The sequence below is a fragment of the Streptosporangium sp. NPDC002721 genome (assembly GCF_042888905.1).
Classification (GTDB): domain Bacteria; phylum Actinomycetota; class Actinomycetes; order Streptosporangiales; family Streptosporangiaceae; genus Streptosporangium.
On record NZ_JBIAQI010000033.1, the window covers coordinates 71,277 to 87,909 of the forward strand.

A 16,633-nucleotide genomic window follows, 5' to 3' on the forward strand; every position below is an offset into this window, starting at 1 on the left:
TCCTGCGGCCGTGTGGTGGGGTGCTCAATGAGGGCGATGCCCTCCTCGCCCGGGTCGGTGAATCGCCGGTGATCCTCGCGGCCGCGCGGCGGGGCGCTCCCGCCGCGCGGTCGTCGTGAAGGCCCGTGGCCGGGCCCTCGACGGGGCCCGGCCGGAAAGCTTGTGGCCGGGCCCCGTCGGGGGCCCGGCCACACTCGGCGGTCGCCGCCTCTCGGATCCGGATCTGGACCGGATCCGGATCGGACCCGGGTCAGGTGCGGGCCGGATCCAGGTGGGGGCCGGCGTCAGATGGAGATACGGCCGGCACCGGCGCCGCCGGTCACGATCGACTTGACGCTGGAGGCGCTGTCGAGGGAGTAGGAGTAGGGGATGGAGCCCACGCTGCCACCGGCCTGGCCGCTGCCGGAGTTGACGAAGTGGTTGTTGCGGGCGACCAGCGTGCCCGGTCCCGAGTCACCCTCGCCGAGGTGGTAGGGGTCGTCGGTGTTCTCGAAGTAGTTGCCCTCGACCAGGACGCCCGCGCCCTCGGTGGAGGCCACGCCGTAGCCGCCGACGCTCCCGTAGTAGTTGTTGTAGACGTGCACCGGGTTGCCGAAGCGCACGCGCGGGTGGCGCTGGGTGGTGCCGTCGAACCAGTTGTGGTGGTAGGTGACGCGCAGCTTCCCGCGGTCCTCGCCGCCGTTGCCGTCGTCGTGGCCGAGCAGCATGGACTTGTCGTGGTTGGTGACCTTGTTCCAGGAGATGGTCACGTAGTCGCTGGCCCGCTTGACGTCCACGGCGCCGTCGTAGCCGTTGCTGAAGGTGTTGTGGTCGATCCAGACCCGGGTCGAGTACTGGACCTGGATGCCGTCGTCGTTCCAGTCACGGAAGGACAGGTTGCGGACGATGACGTTGGAGGCCCGGGAGATGTTGAATCCGCAGCCCGCGATGGTGGCGCCCGAGTTGCCGATGATCGTCTTGTTGGAGCCGACCGTGAGCATCCCGGAGCAGGAGATCGTGCCCGACACCCGGATGACGGCCGCGCCGCTCGACGAGAGCGCGCTGCTCAGCGCCGAGGAGCTGCTCACCGTGGTGGGCGAGGCGTTGCCGCCGCCGGTGGTGCCGCCGCCCTGGGTCGCCCAGCCGACGAGGCCGCCCGGGTTGCCGGGGGGAGGCGTCACCGTGGGGGTGACGGTCGGGGTCGGGTCAGGGTTGCCGCCGCCCGCGGGGACGAGCCGCCACTGCTTGGTGGCGACCGAGTCGCAGGAGTTCTGCTGGACGAGGGCGCCGGAGGAGGTGGAGTTGTCCTTGGTGTTGAGGCACTTGCCGCCGTTGGCGTTGACCACCCGGTAGTTGGACCCCGACTCGGTCAGGTTCCAGGTCTGGGAGGAGGCGCCCGAGCAGCTCTCCTGCTGGACGGCCTTGCCCGCGGAGGTACTCGCGCCCTGGACGCCCGCGCACAGACCGCTGTGGACGGCCTTGAGCTGGGTGCCGCTCCCGGTCACGGTCCAGGACTGCCCGGAGCCGCCGCAGCCGCTCTGGGTGAGCTGGACGCCGGAGGCCGAGCTGGCGCCGGGAACGGTCAGGCACAGGCCGCTGCCGTTGTTGACCAGGTTGTAGTTCCCCGGGGAGGGGGCGGCGGCCGAGGCGGCGGAGACGCCGGCCACCGTTCCCGACAGGGCGAGGGCGGCGACGGCGACGAGGACACCGGCCGCCTTCCCGTTGATTCTGTACAGCACAGTCGAGCTCCTTGCTGGTCCGGCAGGCCGGTCGCGACCTGCGAGTCGGAATCCCCCCAGCGAGCACTCGCCGTTCACATGTGCGATCCGCGTACATGTGAGCGAACAACCCACAAGCTAGGTAAGCGCTTTCCCGCTGTCAAGCGGGGCGTGAAAGTTTCATGACCGGCACTGTCATCCGAATGTCGTCCGCACGCCCACGAACAGCGAGCTCACGGACAGCGAGCTCACGGACCACGAATCCACGAAAAGCGAAAAGGAGCCCGATCCGGCGGGCGCGGGGGCGGTGCGGTGATCGCGGGACGGTCTAGCTGATCTCAAACTCGTACAGGCCCTAGTCGACCTCGGCGCTGCCGTTCACCCGGAGCTTGCGGCGGGCGCGGTCGTAGAAGCTCTTCGGGCCGAGCCGGACCACCCAGGCGGCGGCGCGGATCGCGGTGACGCCGAGCCCGTCGCCGGGCGTGAGGTGCGCGGCCACCCCGCCGTCCACCTCCACGGCCAGCCGGCCGCTCGTCGGCAGCAGGTCGAGCACGACCCGCTCGTCGGCCGACAGCACGATGGCCCGGTTGAACGACGAGTGCGCCGCCGCGGGGACCACGAGGAAGCCCTCGACCGTCGGCGACACGATGGGACCGCCCGCGGAGAAGCTGTAGGCGGTCGAGCCGGTGGGGGTGGCCACGATCACCGCGTCGGCCGCGTAGCGCACGAAGGGGTGTCCCTCCACGGTGATCGACACCGCCGACAGCCCGTCCCCGGGTATCCGCACCAGGGCGATGTCGTTGAACGCGGTCAGCGTCGTGCCGTCGGGCAGGGTCGCCCGCACCGCCATGCGCGGTTCGACCGTGTAGTCGTGGTTGTCGATGGCCGACAGCGCGGGGGGCAGCTCGTCGACGTCGATCTCCGCGAGGAACCCCAGCTTGCCGAGGTTGACGCCGAGGACGGGGGTCCCGCGCCCCGAGATGAGCCGCATGGTGCGCAGCATCGTGCCGTCGCCGCCGAGGCTGACGAGCAGGTCGGCGCGGTCGACCAGGGTGGAGGCGTCGACCGACACCGCGCTGCAGTCGATGCGGCCGACCTCGTCGGGCAGCCCCAGCACCGTGACGTCACGGGCGCGAGCCCACTCCACGATCGTGTCGATGGCCACCTTCGAATCGCGCCGCGGGTGCAGCACCAGCCCCACGGTCTTGACCATCCCCATGCCTCACACTGTACGGGGCTCGCGGCGGGAGCCGTACGCCGGACGCGAGCCGGGGCGGAGACGCCCGGCGCCGGGGTCCCGGGCGCGGCGGGAGCGGGGAGGGCCGGTCAGCCCTGGCGCCGTTCCTTCATCCGGGCCTCGTGGATGTGGCGGCGCCCCCCGGCCAGCTCGTCCCTGATCCGCTTCTCCAGGCCGGTGAAGACGCTGTGGTAGCCGTCCTCGTACTCCTCCACGACCTGGAAGGTCCACCGGCCGGGGATGACGTCGAGGCCGATCAGCTCGCGGGTCACCAGGTCGGCCGCCTCGGGGTGGCCCGCGGCGCGCAGCAGCCTCACCGCCTCGTCGAGCTGCAGGTCGGCGTGCCCGGTCAGCTGGTGGAAGGAGTAGAGGTGCCCGCGGGCCCTCTCGGTCGTCTCCAGCGCCTCGGAGAGCTTCCCCAGGGCCTCGGCGGTGGCGTCGTCCACGTCGGGGGTCGCGGCTCGGGCCGAGGCGTCCGGCGGGGAGACCGGATCCGGTCGTACGTCGTGGGTCACTCGATCTTCTCCTCGCGGGACACGGTGAGCCGGGGCGGCGTGCCGAGACCTGGTCGCTGTCGGCACGCATGCCTTCTGAGCTGTGAGAACGTGTCACTACCCCGCGCGGGGAGGGTGAATCGCCGGCTCGTCACCCTTGCCCGAGGCCGGGACGGAGCGGGCGTCCGTGGACGGAGAGGTGTTCCTAAGTGAACACACAGTTAAATGCCAGGAAAGGTGGCTACCCTCCCTGGGCATGGACTGGCAGCGCAAGGCAAACGACGCCCTGGTCAGGCTGACCGGATTCCAGCTTAACCGGGTAGGGAAAGTGGGTCCAGCGGCGATCACGAAGGCACCCGCGGCCCCGGAGGAGTCGTTCAGGCCGCCCGCGGACCCGGAGGTCGACCGGCTGCTGGTCGCCCCGATCTTCATCCTCTCGCCGGTCAGGTCCGGCTCCACGCTCCTGAGGGCACTGCTCAACGCCCACTCCATGCTGCACGCCCCGCACGAGCTGCACGTACGCAGGCTCCGGGTGGAGTTCGGCACCTCACTGGCGGAGAAGGCGATGGGAGCCCTCGGTCACGAGCGGGCCGACCTGGAGCACCTGCTGTGGGACCGCGTGCTCCACCGCGAGCTGGTCAGGAGCGGCAAGACGTTCGTCGTGGACAAGACGCCGGCCAACGCCTTCGCGTACCGGCGCATCGCCGCGTGCTGGCCCGACGCCCGGTTCGTCTTCCTGCTGCGCCACCCGGCGTCCGTCGCGAGCTCGTGGTACGAGGCCGGAGCCGGCAAGAGGACGCCCGAGGAGGCGGCGCTCGACGCCCTGCGCTACATGAAGGCCGTGCAGCGGGCGCGGGGGGCGCTCAGCGGGTGCACCGTGCGCTACGAGGACCTGACCGCCGGCCCCGAGGCCGAGGCGCGCCGCCTCTGCGACTTCCTCGGCGTCCCCTGGGAGCCGGAGATGCTGGCGTACGGGGAGCAGGCCGTGCTGGAGAAGGGGCTCGGCGACTGGAAGGACAAGATCCGCTCGGGGAGCGTGCAGCCCGCGCGCGACCTGCCGCGGGCGGAGGAGGTCCCGGAGGCGCTCAGGCCGATGTGCGAGAGCTGGGGATACCTGCCGCGCGCCGCGGAGCCCACGTGACGCCCCCCGGGAACCCCGGGGGTTCCGAACCCATGAGGATCCGCTACCTGCTCCTGCACGCGTACGGCATGGGCGGGACGATCCGCACGGTGATCAACCAGGCGAACGCGATGGCCGCGGCCGGGCACGAGGTCGAGATCGTCAGCGTGGTGCGCCGCAGGGAGAGGCCTCAGTTCCCGATCGACGAACGCGTCCGCCTGCTGGCGCTGTCGGACCAGCGGGACGGCAGGACCGCCGACTCGGTGGGGCGCAGGGCCTGGCGGCGGATCCGGGGCAAGATCGTGCCCGCGGGGGAGTTCGCGGCCTCCTACTTCACCGAGCGGGTGGAACGTGCCGTCATCGATTACGTCTCCGCGCTCCGGGACGGCGTCCTGGTCACCACCCGCCCCGCGCTGAACCTCATCTCCGCCCGCCGCGCTCCCTCGAGCGTCGTCAGGGTCGCCCAGGAGCACATGAACCTGGCCACCCACCCCGAGGCGGTCCGCAGGGCGATCGCCCGTCACTACGGGGCCCTGGACGCGGTGGCCGTGCTCACCGGGACCGACAGGCGGGAGTACCAGGCGCTCCTGCCCGGCACCCCCGTCGTGCGTATCCCCAACGCGGTCGGCCCCCTGCGGCGGCCGCCCTCCTGGCAGGAGGACAGGCTCGTGGTCGCGGCCGGGCGGCTCGTCGGGCAGAAGGGCTTCGACCTGCTGATCCCCGCGTTCCGGCAGGTCGTCGACCGCCATCCCGACTGGCGGCTGCGCATCTACGGCACCGGCCCGAAGAAGGACGCGCTGCGCGAGCTCCTGGAGGAGCACAGGCTGAGTGACAACGTCACCCTGATGGGACGGACCGACCGCCTGGACGAGGAGCTGGCCAAGGCCTCCTTCTACGTGCTCAGCTCGCGGTTCGAGGGGCTGCCGATGGTGATGATCGAGGCGATGACCCAGGCGCTGCCGGTCGTCGCCTTCGACTGCCCGACCGGCCCGGCCGACGTGCTCACTCCCGAGATCGACGGGCTGCTCGTCCCGCCCCGGGACGTCGGCGCGCTGGCGGCGGCGATGATCCGGCTCATCGAGGACCGGGGGCTGCGGGAGCGGATGGGGGCCGCCGCGGCCGTCACCGCGCGTGACTACACACCCGAAGTGATCATGCCGCTCTGGGAGAACCTGTTCGCCGAACTCCTGGGCCGCGCACCGGAACGACCGCGCTGACCGGTCCTTGCCGATTTTCATCTTTTACGGGAAATGTCGCGCGAGATGATATTTCCCATTTTCGGCTGTCGTTTCGACGGTTGCCGCCGGGATGGCCCGCGGGATTTTCCGTGCCACGTGGAGGAAGGCCTCCGTGGCGTGCTGTCGGTCGTAGGGGATGCGTGGTGCAATGTCTGAAATAACGGATATTCCCAGCTCATAGAGCCCCTCGCGTGAACCGGCCGCCGATATGAGTAAGACATTCAATCTTTTTCGGGCATTTGACGGCGGCGGCTTTGCTGATTATCGGCCGGATCGTATTCAATGCTTGACAAGATATTTAAGGGCAACCCAAACTTGGGGCGTCCACGGTGGCGGGCCGCATCCGGCTCCGCGCATCGGGGGGTCAACGATTCTGCCGTTCCTGTCGCGGGTGATTGACGTTCCCCCCTGGTTGATTCATGTCTTATCCCCCTGTAGGTACGAATACGGATCGGTGGTGTGTTGTGACGGAGTTCGAGGCCGGCCGCTCGCAGCTGAGTCTTAGTACGGACGCCGCGCGTAACCTGGCGACGACGACCAAGTCGACCCCCCAGATGCAGGAGATCACCTCACGGTGGCTGCTGCGGATGCTCCCCTGGACGCAGGTCTCGGGCGGCACCTACCGGGTCAACCGGCGGCTGACCTACACGATCGGCGACGGGCGGGTGAGCTTCACCAACTCCGGCTCGCAGGTGGCGGTCATCCCGGCCGAGCTGTGCGAGCTGCCCCTGCTGCGCGGGTTCGACGACTCCGACGTCCTCGACGCGCTGGCGAGCCGGTTCGACCAGCGCGACTTCCAGGCCGGTGACGTGCTCGTGGAGGCGGGGCGGCCCGCGGACGAGGTCGTGGTCATCGCGCACGGCAAGGTCAACAAGGTCGGCACCGGCCCGTACGGCGACGAGATCGTGCTGACCGTGCTCGCCGCGGGCGACCACTTCGGCGACGACGCCCTGGTCGGCGAGGGGGGCGAGTGGCCGTTCACCGCCAGGGCGGTCACCAGCGGCACGGCGATGGTCCTGCCCCGCCAGGCCTTCCTGGAGCTGGCCGAGCAGGCGGAGACGCTCCAGGCCCATCTGCGGCAGCGGGAGACGGCCGCCCAGGGACCGCGCAACAAGTACGGCGAGGCCGCCGTCGAGGTGGCCGCCGGGCACGCGGGCGAGGCCGACCTGCCGGGCACGTTCGTCGACTACGAGCTCTCCCCGCGCGAATACCAGCTGAGCGTCGCGCAGACGGTCCTGCGGGTGCACAGCCGGGTCGCCGACCTCTACAACGACCCGATGGACCAGATCGAGCAGCAGCTCCGGCTCACGATCGAGGTGCTGCGCGAGCGGCAGGAGCACGAGCTGATCAACAACCGCGAGTTCGGGCTGCTGCACAACGCCGACCTCAAGCAGCGCATCCACACCCGCACCGGCCCGCCCACCCCCGACGACCTCGACGAGCTGCTCAGCCGCCGCAGGAGCACGAGCTTCTTCCTCGCCCACCCGCACGCCATCGCCGCCTTCGGCCGCGAGTGCAACGCGCGCGGCCTCTACCCGCAGGGCGTCGACGTCGGCGGCAGCGGGGTGCCCGCCTGGCGCGGCGTCCCCATCTTCTCCTGCAGCAAGATCCCCATCACCGACACCCGCACCACCTCGATCCTGGCCCTGCGGGTCGGCGAGGACAACCAGGGGGTGATCGGCCTGCACCAGACCGGCATTCCCGACGAGTACCAGCCCAGCCTGTCGGTCCGCTTCATGGGCATCAGCGAGAAGGCGATCATCTCCTACCTGGTCAGCGCCTACTACTCCGCCGCCGTCCTGGTGCCCGACGCGCTCGGGATCCTGGAAGACGTCGAGATCGGCCACTGAGGACGCGGGGGCCGCGGGGCCGCCGAGCGAGGGAGAGCGTTTATGACGACCATCGAGACGTCGACGGACGGGCGGTCCGCGGGTGAGGTGCTGGCCTGGAGCCGGGACATGGTCGAGGCGACCCTGCGCCCGGCGGCCGACACGCTGCCCGCGTCGATGCGGCGCATCGCCGGATACCACTTCGGCTGGTGGGACGAGCAGGGCCGGCCGTCCACGACCGGCGGGGGCAAGGCGATCCGCCCCGCGCTCGCCCTGCTGTCGGCCGAGGCGGTCGGCGGCACCGCCGCCTCGGCGCTCCGGCCGGCGGCCGCCGTCGAGCTGGTGCACGACTTCTCCCTCCTGCACGACGACGTGATGGACGGTGACCGGACCCGCCGCCACCGCCCCACGGCCTGGGCCGTCTTCGGTGTCAGCCCGGCCATCCTGGCCGGTGACGCGCTGCTGACGCTCGCCTTCGACGTGCTCGCGACCGGGGGGCACCCGGTCACCGCCGAGGCGACCAGGATCCTCAGCGCCGCGGTCCAGGAGTTGCTGGACGGCCAGAGCGCGGACGTCGCCTTCGAGGAGCGTCAGGACGTCGGGCCGGCCGAGTGCATGAGCATGGCGGCCGGCAAGACCGGGGCCCTGCTGGGGTGTGCCTGCGGGCTCGGCGCCCTGTTCGGCGGTGGCGGCCCGGAGCAGGTCGAGCACTTCGCCGCCTTCGGCAGGGACCTGGGGCTGGCGTTCCAGCTCGTCGACGACCTGCTGGGCGTCTGGGGAGACCCGGAGGCGACCGGCAAGCCGGTCCACTCGGATCTGCGCAGCCGCAAGAAGTCCATCCCGGTCGTCGCCGCCCTGACCTCGGGCACCCCGGCCGGACGGGAGCTGGCCGGGCTCTACCACCGGGAGCGGCCGCTCTCCGACGCCGAGCTGGTCCGCGCGGCCGAGCTCGTCGAGGCCGCGGGCGGGCGGGCCTGGACCCAGGTAGAGGCCGACGAGCTGCTCGCCCGGGCCCTGCGTCACCTGACGGCGGCGGGCGCGCTGGCCCGGCCCGCCGCCGAGCTGGCCACGCTCGCCCGCCTCGTCACCCGCCGCGACCACTGACCGGGGCCGTCGCCCGGCCCCTTCGGCGAAGGAACTCAGACGAAGGCGCTCGTGCCGGTGATCGCCCGTCCCACGATCAGGGTGTTGATCTCGCGCGTCCCCTCGTAGGAGTAGATCGCCTCGGAGTCGGCCACGAACCGGCCGACGTCGTAGTCGAGGTCGATGCCGTTGCCGCCCAGGATCTCCCTGGCCCATCCCACGGCCTCGCGCATCCGCGCCGTGCAGAAGGCCTTGGCCATCGCCGAGTGCTCGTCCTTGTAGACACCGGCGTCCTGGAGCTGTGCCAGCCGCACCACCATGCCCAGCGAGCAGGTGACGTTGCCCAGCATCCGTACGAGCAGGTCCTGTACGAGCTGGAAGCCCGCGATCGGCCGTCCGAACTGCTCGCGGGTCTTGGCGTACTCCAGCGCGAGCTCGTAGGCGCCCGTCATGCAGCCCACCGCCTGCCAGGCCACGCCTCCCCGGGTCTGCCGCAGGATGGTGGAGGTGTCGCGGAAGCCGTTGGCCCCCTGCAGCCGGTTGATCTCCGGCACCAGGCAGTTGGTGAGCGTGATGTCGGCGTTCTGCACCGTCCGCAGGGCTATCTTGTTCTCGATCTTCGTGGCGGCGAAGCCGGGCGTGCCCTTCTCCACCACGAAGCCCTTGACCTGGCCGTCGGCCTCGTCCTTGGCCCACACCACGATCAGGTCGGCGAAGGTGGCGTTGCCGATCCAGCGCTTGGCCCCGTTGAGCACCCACACGTCGCCCTCGCGCCGGGCCGTCGTGCGCAGCCCCGCCGAGACGTCGGAACCCCCCTCGGGCTCGGTCAGCGCGAACGCCCCGATCTTCTCCATCGCCGCCATCGACGGCAGCCACCGCTCCCGCTGCTCCTCCGAGCCCAGCCGGTCGACGCTGCCCATCGCCAGGCCGTCGTGGACACCGAAGAACGTGCCCATCGAGGGGTCCACCCGGTTCATCTCCAGGACCACGAACCCGGTCAGCAGGCTGCGCGCCCCCCGGTAGGCCAGGCCCGCGATGTCGAGCTTGGCGAACTCGGGCACCACCTGGTGGGGAAAGCGCGCGTTGGTCCACGCCTCGTTCGCGATGGGCGCGACCTCGCGCGCCATGAACTCCCGTACCCGGAGCACGATCTCCTTCTCGTGCTCCTCCAGCAGGTCGGAGTAGTCGTAGAAATCACCCGTCGTCATCGGCGCGGCTTCCCTCCGGTCGTCGTACCCCTTCGCTGCCCGAAAGCCGGGGGATCAAGCGGGAGACCTCGCCAGGGAATGCCGGAGACGACGGAAACGCTGGAGGCCCGGGTCGCCCCGGGCCTCCGCGTCGGCTACCGTCCGGTCGCGGCGCGACCGTCAGGCGGGACTACCAGCGGCGGGTGTAGACGCGCACCCGGTCGGACCGGCTGCGGCTCTCGGAGAGCTCGTCGTTGCCGTCGAAGATCGCGCGGTACTCACCGCTGCTGTACGCGCGGGCCTTGGCGCGGAAGGTGCCCTTCCAGCCGGTTTCGGGGGAGGTCACGAACTTCCACGTGTTGGAGCCGCGCTTGCGGAAGTAGATCTCCACCTCCTCGCCCCGCACGCCCTTCCAGCGGTCGTCGTCCACCTGGAGACGGCCGGTGAAGTAGACCGAGCGGCCCTTGCGGACCCTCTCGGGGTTGGCGGAGAACCGGTAGATGCGGGTCTCGGCCTTCTCGGCCTCCTCGTGCACGACGGAGAAGTTGACCTCGTCGGTCACCTTCTTGCCGTCCTTGTCGTACGCGTCGGCGATCGCGACCCAGCGGCCCTCGAAGTCGTTCTCGTCGAAGCTGGTCGTGAAGCGCCACAGGTCACCCTCGTGCAGCAGCCTGGGCTCCTCCGCCGCCTGGGTGCGGGCCCGGTCGGAGACCGGCCTGAGGCGGAGCTCGACGCGGGTGGCCTCGGTGGTACGAACCTCGATGCTGACCCTGGTCTCGTCGTCGCCCTTCACGACGATCGGGTTCGGGCTGACGTTGTCGATGCGCACGCTGAGAGCGACTCGCTCCGCGGAGGCCGTTCCCGCGGACAGGAGCATCGAGCCGCTCACTGCCGCGGACAGCAGACCGACGGCGATTCGTTTCATCAAGACGCTTTCCTTTTCTCCCCGTCCTCGGAGGCGATCAGTTGACCGTCTCCGTCCCATAAGACGGCACGGAAGCGACCGATGTTGCCTGAAGTGCCGAAAAAAGCGGGTTTAGATCTCCGTAAGGTAACGTTTCCCGGTGAGAACGAGCAGGTCAGCCGCTGATTGTCGAGAGCCAAAAAATTTTCTGTGAAAAGCGTGATATGTCCGTTTTGTCGGGAATAGCGCTTGTCGAGCACGGGTGGGGCGTGTGGTGGCGTCCGGGTGGGGTGTCTTGGGGTCCTTAATGGGACATAGCAGACATATCGGACATGGCGTCGCGGTGCCGGCGGGCGGATAGCGTTTGAGTATGAGTGCCACCATCGTCGCCAAGGACCTGGCCGCCGGACACGGCGACCGAGCGCTTTTCACCGGGCTCGACCTGGTGGTCGCCCCCGGCGACGTCGTCGGCCTGGTCGGCGTGAACGGCGCGGGCAAGTCCACCCTGATGCGGATCCTCGCCGGGCTGCTCCCCGCCGAGCACGGCTCCGTGCGGCTCAGCCCGCCCTCGGCGTCGGTCGGCTACCTCCCCCAGGAGCGCGAGCGCCGCGCGGGCGAGACGATCGCGGACTTCCTGGCCCGCCGTACCGGCGTGGCCGCCGCGCAGCGCGCGCTGGACACCGCGACCCAGGGACTGGTGGACGGGACCCCGGGGGCCGACGACGACTACGCCGCCGGTCTGGAGCGCTGGCTCGCCCTGGGCGGCGCAGACCTGGAGGACCGGGCCGCCGAGGTCGTCGCCGAGCTCGGCCTCGCCGTGGAGCTCGACCGGCCGATGACGGCGCTCTCCGGCGGCCAGGCCGCGCGGGCGGGGATGGCCTCCCTGCTGCTCAGCCGCTACGACGTCTTCCTGCTCGACGAGCCCACCAACGACCTCGACCTGGAGGGGCTGGAGCGGCTCGAACGCTTCGTCACCGGCCTGCGCGCCGGGACCGTCCTGGTCAGCCACGACCGCGAGTTCCTGGCCAGGACCGTGAACCGGGTCGTCGAGCTCGACCTCGCCCAGCAGCTGGTCAGGGTGCACGGCGGCGGCTACGAGGCCTATCTCACCGAGCGCGAGGTCGCCCGCAGGCACGCCCGCGACGAGTACGAGGAGTACGCCGGAACCGTCGCCGCCCTCAAGCAGCGCGCGGGGATGCAGCGCGCCTGGATGGAGAAGGGCGTCAAGAACGCGCGGCGCAAGGCGACCGACAACGACAAGATCGGCCGCAACCTCCGTACCGAGACGAGTGAGAAGCAGGCCGCGAAGGCCCGCCAGACCGAGCGGCTGATCGAGCGGATGGAGGAGGTCGAGGAGCCCCGCAAGGAGTGGGAGCTGCGCATGGAGATCGCGGTGGCCCCGAGGTCGGGGGCCGTCGTCGCGACGCTGCGCGAGGCCGTGGTCCGGCGCGGCGCGTTCACCCTCGGCCCGGTGAGCCTGGAGATCGGCTGGGCCGAGCGGGTGGCGGTCACCGGTGCCAACGGCTCGGGCAAGTCCACCCTGCTCGCCGCGCTCCTGGGCCGGTTGCCGCTGGAGGAGGGCAACGCCTCGCTGGGGCCCGGGGTGGTCGTCGGAGAGGTGGACCAGGCGCGCGGGCTGTTCCTCGGGGACGAACCGCTGGTGGAGGCCTTCGGCGCCGCGGTGCCCGACATGGTTCCCGGCGAGGTCCGCACGCTGCTCGCCAAGTTCGGGCTCCGCGCCGCGCACGTGCCGCGACCGGCCGCCACCCTGTCGCCGGGGGAGCGGACCCGGGCCGCGCTGGCGCTGCTGCAGGCGCGCGGGGTGAACCTCCTCGTGCTCGACGAGCCGACCAACCATCTGGACCTGGCCGCGATCGAACAGCTGGAGTCCGCGCTCGGCTCCTATCCCGGTACGCTGCTGCTGGTCACCCACGACCGCCGGATGCTGGACGCGGTGCACACCACCCGGCGGGTCCACGTCGACGGCGGCAGAATCACCGAGACCTGACCGGGACGGCCCGTCCGGCCTGACTGTTGACGTAACTTTCGCAAGTCGCCGCAAGTAATTACTTCCCTTGCCTTATAGTTTCATCATGACACGACGGCTTGCAGAAGTGGCCAAGAAGGTCGGGATGAGCGAGGCGACGGTCAGTCGCGTGCTCAACGGGAAGCCCGGAGTGTCCGAGGCGACCCGCGAGGCCGTCCTGACGGCGCTCGACGTGCTCGGCTACGAGCGGCCCACCCAGCTGCGGGGTGACAGGGCGCGGCTGGTCGGGCTCGTCCTCCCCGAGCTGCAGAACCCCATCTTCCCCGCTTTCGCCGAGGTCGTCGGGGGTGCGCTCGCCCAGCAGGGGTTCACCTCGGTGCTGTGCACCCGGACCCTGGGCGGCGTCTCCGAGGCGGAGTACGTCGACCTGCTGCTCCAGCAGCAGGTGTCCGGCGTGGTCTTCGCCGGTGGCCTGTTCGCCCAGGCCGACGCCCCCCACGAGCACTACGAGCTGCTGCGCGAGCGGCGCCTGCCGACCGTGCTGGTGAACGCCGCGGTCGCGCACCTCGCCTTCCCCCAGGTCTCCTGCGACGACGTGGCCGCCGCCGAGATGGCGCTCGGCCACCTGCGGTCGCTGGGCCACGAGCGGATCGGCATGGTGCTCGGCCCCCCCGACCACGTGCCCTCGCGGCGCAAGCTGGACGCGGCCGACCTCGACCCCGAGTTCGTGGAGCACACCATGTTCTCCCTGGAAGGGGGGCACGCGGCGGCCGCGCGGCTGATCCGCAGGGGCGTGACCGGTGTCATCTGCGCCAGCGACGTGATGGCCCTGGGCGCGATCAGGGCGGCCCGCAGGGCGGGGCTCTCCGTGCCCGACGACGTCTCGGTGATCGGCTACGACGACTCCGCGCTGATGAACTGCACCGACCCGCCGCTGACGACGCTGCGCCAGCCGATCGACGCGATGGGCCGCGCGGTCGTCGACCTGCTCGCAGCCCAGATCGACAAGGCCCTGGTCCCGGCCGACGAGCTGCTCTTCGAGCCCGAGCTGGTGGTCAGGGCCTCGACGGGTCCGGTCAAGCGCTGAGAGTTCCCGGGGGAGGCCGTCCCGGATCCGGGGCCTGAAGGGGCACCCATCTCGTCCCCGCCCGGTGCCCCGAGGCCCGAGGCGGCGTCCGCCGCGCCGCGGGGGGCGTTTCCGGTGCCCGTCCGAAGCCCCGTCCGCGGGCGGGCCGGCAATGTGACGTCACTGTCTGTGACGTCACTGTCTTCCGGGTTTGCATTCGATAGTTACAAACATATGTCGTGAATAAGAAGCCGAGGTGTTCTCGGCTTCCTGAAAACCTGGTCGTCCCGCGAGCCCGGTGTCGCGCCGATGTGGTGTGCGCGACGGGCTCGGACCCCTCACGGACGTGCCGATGTCACGCCGTAAGCCACCGTTGGCACCATCCGCCGCTTTGGCTCTCAATGGAACATCTCGGAGCTTTTCATTTGCCGTTTTCGTCACTCTGAGTAGTTATTGATCTCTTAAAGTTATCGCGACAAGTGTGGAAGATCTATTGCTTGCCGCCCTCCGAAGACATGCTTCATCCTTTGGAAGGAAGGGATCTTGCGTAAGAGATTTGCCGCGCTCACCTCAGCGGGCGTAGGCGCCTTGATGGTCATCCTGGCGGCACCGGCGGTGGCCGCTCCCACCGCCGACACCATCGTCACCTTCTCCGTCGAAGCGGGAAGCCTGGACATCGTCGCGCCGACCGGCCCGATCGACCTCGGTTCCGCTCCTCCCGGTGGCACGCTCACCGGGCAGATCGGTCCCGTGTCGGTCTCCGGCACCCGGGGCGGAGCCGACTCGGTCTGGACCGCGACGGTGTTCGCGACGGACTTCACCTCCGGCGCGCTGACCATTCCCGTCGGCTCCGTCGAGTACTGGTCCGGGCCGGCGACCGAGACCACCGGCGGTGGCGTCTTCATCCCCGGACAGCCCACGGCGGCCGATGCCGTCCCGCTGACGGGTACGACGCTGACCGCCATCCCGGCCATGGCCCACACGGGCGGCACCGGCGGTAGCACGGCGACCTGGAACCCCACCCTGATCGTCAACATCCCCATCACGGCTCAGGTGGGCGACTACACCGGGACGGTGACACATCAGGTGGCGTAACCGGATCGCCGGATCGTTCGCGCCGACGCTGCTGGCCGTGCTGTGTGTCGGCGGGGCCGGCGGGGCCGGCGGGGTCGGCGGGGTCGGCGCGTCGGCCGGCGCCGACCCCCGGGGCACGATCGGCATCCGCCTGCTCGAGGCGCCGGTCAGCCATCGCGGCGACCCCCGCGCGCTCTCCTACATCGTCGACCATCTCAACCCGGGCACCACCATCCGGCGGAAGGTGGAGATCTCCAACACGTCCAGGAAGCTCCAGCACATCAGCCTGTACCCGGCCGCGGCCACCATCGTGCGGAACAGTTTCCACGCACCGGCGGGCCGTCCCCAGAACGAGCTGGTGAGCTGGATGTCGCTCGATCGTGACCCGGTCGATCTGCCGCCGGGCCGTACGGCGGTCGCCGAGGTGACGATCATGGTGCCGCTCGTCGCCTCGCGCGGTGAGCGGTTCGGCGCCGTCTGGGCGGAGGTCTCCACCGAGCCAAACGCCTCCCACCCCGTGCGCGTCGTCAACCGGGTCGGGATCCGCGTCTACCTCGACGTCGGGCCGGGCGGCGAACCGCCGTCGGACTTCCGGATCGAGAAACTGACGTCCCTGCGCACTCCGGAAGGCAGCGTGCGACTGGAGGCACTGGCCAACAACACCGGGAAGCGGACCCTGGACATGAGCGGGGCACTGTCGCTGGAGGAGGGCCCCGGCGGCCTGAAGGCCGGGCCTTTCCCCGCCGACCTGGGGGTCACGCTGCTTCCCGGTTCCGTCGCCCCGGTGACCGTGACCATGGACGGGCGCATACCCGACGGTCCCTGGAAGGGCAGGCTGACCCTGATGAGCGGAAGGGTGAAGCGGGTGGTCACCGCCCCACTCACCTTCTCGGCGAAGGGCACGGGCTTCTCCGTCGAGCCCGACGGGGAGTACCTGTCCCTGGTGGGGCTGGTGGCCGGGGTGGTCGTGCCAGTCGCGGCCCTCGGTCTCCTCGCGCGCCGCAGGCGCCGGGTCGGTAGTGCCCGTCACAGCCCCCGGCATCGTGGCAGGCGCCGGATCGCCGCCCCGACGAGCTGACGCTCCTGTCGGGGAGACGGCCCGGCGGCCGGGCCGGGCGGGCGGGGTCCTCCCGCCCCCCTGCTCACTTCGAGATGTAGAGGACCTTCCAGGTGCCCGCGTACAGGCAGTTCAGAGAGGGCTTGGAGGCCTTGGCCTCGGAGCAGACCTTGAGCTCGACCTGGTAGAGGTCGCGCTGGGTGAAGGCGAACGACTTCGGGGTGCGGTACGAGCAGTCGACGACGCTGCGGTGCTTGAACGGCAGGTTCCTGCCGTCGGCGGTGCGGTAGGTGAGGCGGAAGACCGCCCAGCCGCAGGAGGGGCCCCGGGTCAGGTCGTAGACCTTGCCGGAGATCCTGCCCCGCTCGGCGGCGGGGATGTCCGCGTGGTCCTCGCCGGAGACTGTCAGCGAGCCGTGCGTCTTGGCCCTCCTGCCGGGGGCGTAGTAGGTGCCCCACGGGCCGGCGCCCTGCGTGGCCGTCGTGCCGGGGGCGGCCTGGGCCGTCGCGGGGGTGCTCGTGGGGGCGGTCGCCGCCTGGGCGGTCGCGGGGACGATGGCGAGGAGGGCGGTGGCGAGGGCGGATCCCGCGAGGAGGCGGCTGATCGTCATGGGAGTGCTTCCTTTCCGGCTGCTGTGCCCACAGTGTGTGATGGACCGCT

At 70.7% G+C, this 16,633-nt stretch carries 14 protein-coding genes; 8 read left to right on the forward strand and 6 right to left on the reverse strand.

Going from position 1 to position 16,633, the window contains the following annotated elements; genetic code table 11:
• Window positions 1-284 precede the first annotated feature (284 nt).
• The 3 genes from ACFYWM_RS37445 to ACFYWM_RS37455 all read right to left on the reverse strand — a co-directional run bounded on the left by ACFYWM_RS37445 (window position 285) and on the right by ACFYWM_RS37455 (window position 3,449).
• Window positions 285-1,718, reverse strand: a complete 1,434-nt coding sequence (locus ACFYWM_RS37445; protein ID WP_389924177.1) for an RICIN domain-containing protein — start codon at window positions 1,716-1,718, stop codon at window positions 285-287.
• Between the two features lie 334 nt (window positions 1,719-2,052).
• Window positions 2,053-2,916 carry an NAD(+)/NADH kinase gene (locus tag ACFYWM_RS37450; protein WP_389924180.1) on the reverse strand — a complete coding sequence of 288 codons (864 nt, stop codon included), beginning with the start codon at window positions 2,914-2,916 and terminating at the stop codon, window positions 2,053-2,055.
• A gap of 107 nt (window positions 2,917-3,023) precedes the next feature.
• Window positions 3,024-3,449, reverse strand: coding sequence for a hypothetical protein (locus ACFYWM_RS37455; protein WP_389924184.1), 426 nt, complete (start codon window positions 3,447-3,449; stop codon window positions 3,024-3,026).
• Window positions 3,450-3,684: 235 nt separating this feature from the next.
• On the opposite strand from ACFYWM_RS37455, the gene ACFYWM_RS37460 reads away from it, so the two are divergent.
• From ACFYWM_RS37460 to ACFYWM_RS37475, 4 genes are all read left to right on the forward strand, one after another.
• Entirely contained in the window at window positions 3,685-4,569 is an 885-nt protein-coding gene (locus ACFYWM_RS37460) for a sulfotransferase family protein (RefSeq protein ID WP_389924187.1), read from the forward strand.
• A gap of 32 nt (window positions 4,570-4,601) precedes the next feature.
• Window positions 4,602-5,765, forward strand: coding sequence for a glycosyltransferase family 4 protein (locus ACFYWM_RS37465; protein ID WP_389924189.1), 1,164 nt, complete (start codon window positions 4,602-4,604; stop codon window positions 5,763-5,765).
• Window positions 5,766-6,205: 440 nt separating this feature from the next.
• On the forward strand, window positions 6,206-7,636 hold the full coding sequence (locus tag ACFYWM_RS37470) for a family 2B encapsulin nanocompartment shell protein (RefSeq protein WP_389924191.1): 1,431 nt from the start codon (window positions 6,206-6,208) through the stop codon (window positions 7,634-7,636).
• Window positions 7,637-7,678: 42 nt separating this feature from the next.
• Window positions 7,679-8,719 (forward strand): family 2 encapsulin nanocompartment cargo protein polyprenyl transferase, encoded by a 1,041-nt coding sequence (locus ACFYWM_RS37475; RefSeq protein ID WP_389924194.1) that lies wholly within the window; start codon window positions 7,679-7,681, stop codon window positions 8,717-8,719.
• 35 nt (window positions 8,720-8,754) lie between these two features.
• Here ACFYWM_RS37475 and ACFYWM_RS37480 read toward each other — a convergent pair whose 3' ends face one another.
• Window positions 8,755-9,906: an acyl-CoA dehydrogenase family protein gene (locus ACFYWM_RS37480; protein WP_389924197.1), complete on the reverse strand. Its 1,152-nt coding sequence runs from the start codon at window positions 9,904-9,906 to the stop codon at window positions 8,755-8,757.
• Window positions 9,907-10,075: 169 nt separating this feature from the next.
• On the reverse strand, window positions 10,076-10,810 hold the full coding sequence (locus ACFYWM_RS37485; RefSeq protein ID WP_389924199.1) for a hypothetical protein: 735 nt from the start codon (window positions 10,808-10,810) through the stop codon (window positions 10,076-10,078).
• A gap of 349 nt (window positions 10,811-11,159) precedes the next feature.
• Here ACFYWM_RS37485 and ACFYWM_RS37490 point away from each other — a divergent pair, with 349 nt between their 5' ends.
• From ACFYWM_RS37490 to ACFYWM_RS37505, 4 genes are all read left to right on the forward strand, one after another.
• A complete protein-coding gene (locus ACFYWM_RS37490; RefSeq protein WP_389924202.1) occupies window positions 11,160-12,797 on the forward strand; it encodes an ABC-F family ATP-binding cassette domain-containing protein in 1,638 nt (545 codons plus the stop codon).
• Between the two features lie 85 nt (window positions 12,798-12,882).
• Window positions 12,883-13,863: a LacI family DNA-binding transcriptional regulator gene (locus tag ACFYWM_RS37495; protein ID WP_362871686.1), complete on the forward strand. Its 981-nt coding sequence runs from the start codon at window positions 12,883-12,885 to the stop codon at window positions 13,861-13,863.
• A 522-nt stretch (window positions 13,864-14,385) separates the two neighbouring features.
• The gene (locus ACFYWM_RS37500) at window positions 14,386-14,937 is read left to right on the forward strand and encodes a hypothetical protein (RefSeq protein ID WP_389924206.1); all 552 of its coding nucleotides are present in this window, start codon (window positions 14,386-14,388) and stop codon (window positions 14,935-14,937) included.
• A 37-nt stretch (window positions 14,938-14,974) separates the two neighbouring features.
• Window positions 14,975-15,994 (forward strand): hypothetical protein, encoded by a 1,020-nt coding sequence (locus ACFYWM_RS37505; RefSeq protein ID WP_389924209.1) that lies wholly within the window; start codon window positions 14,975-14,977, stop codon window positions 15,992-15,994.
• A 64-nt stretch (window positions 15,995-16,058) separates the two neighbouring features.
• Here ACFYWM_RS37505 and ACFYWM_RS37510 read toward each other — a convergent pair whose 3' ends face one another.
• Window positions 16,059-16,583 carry a hypothetical protein gene (locus tag ACFYWM_RS37510; RefSeq protein WP_389924212.1) on the reverse strand — a complete coding sequence of 175 codons (525 nt, stop codon included), beginning with the start codon at window positions 16,581-16,583 and terminating at the stop codon, window positions 16,059-16,061.
• Between the last annotated feature and the right edge of the window lie 50 nt (window positions 16,584-16,633).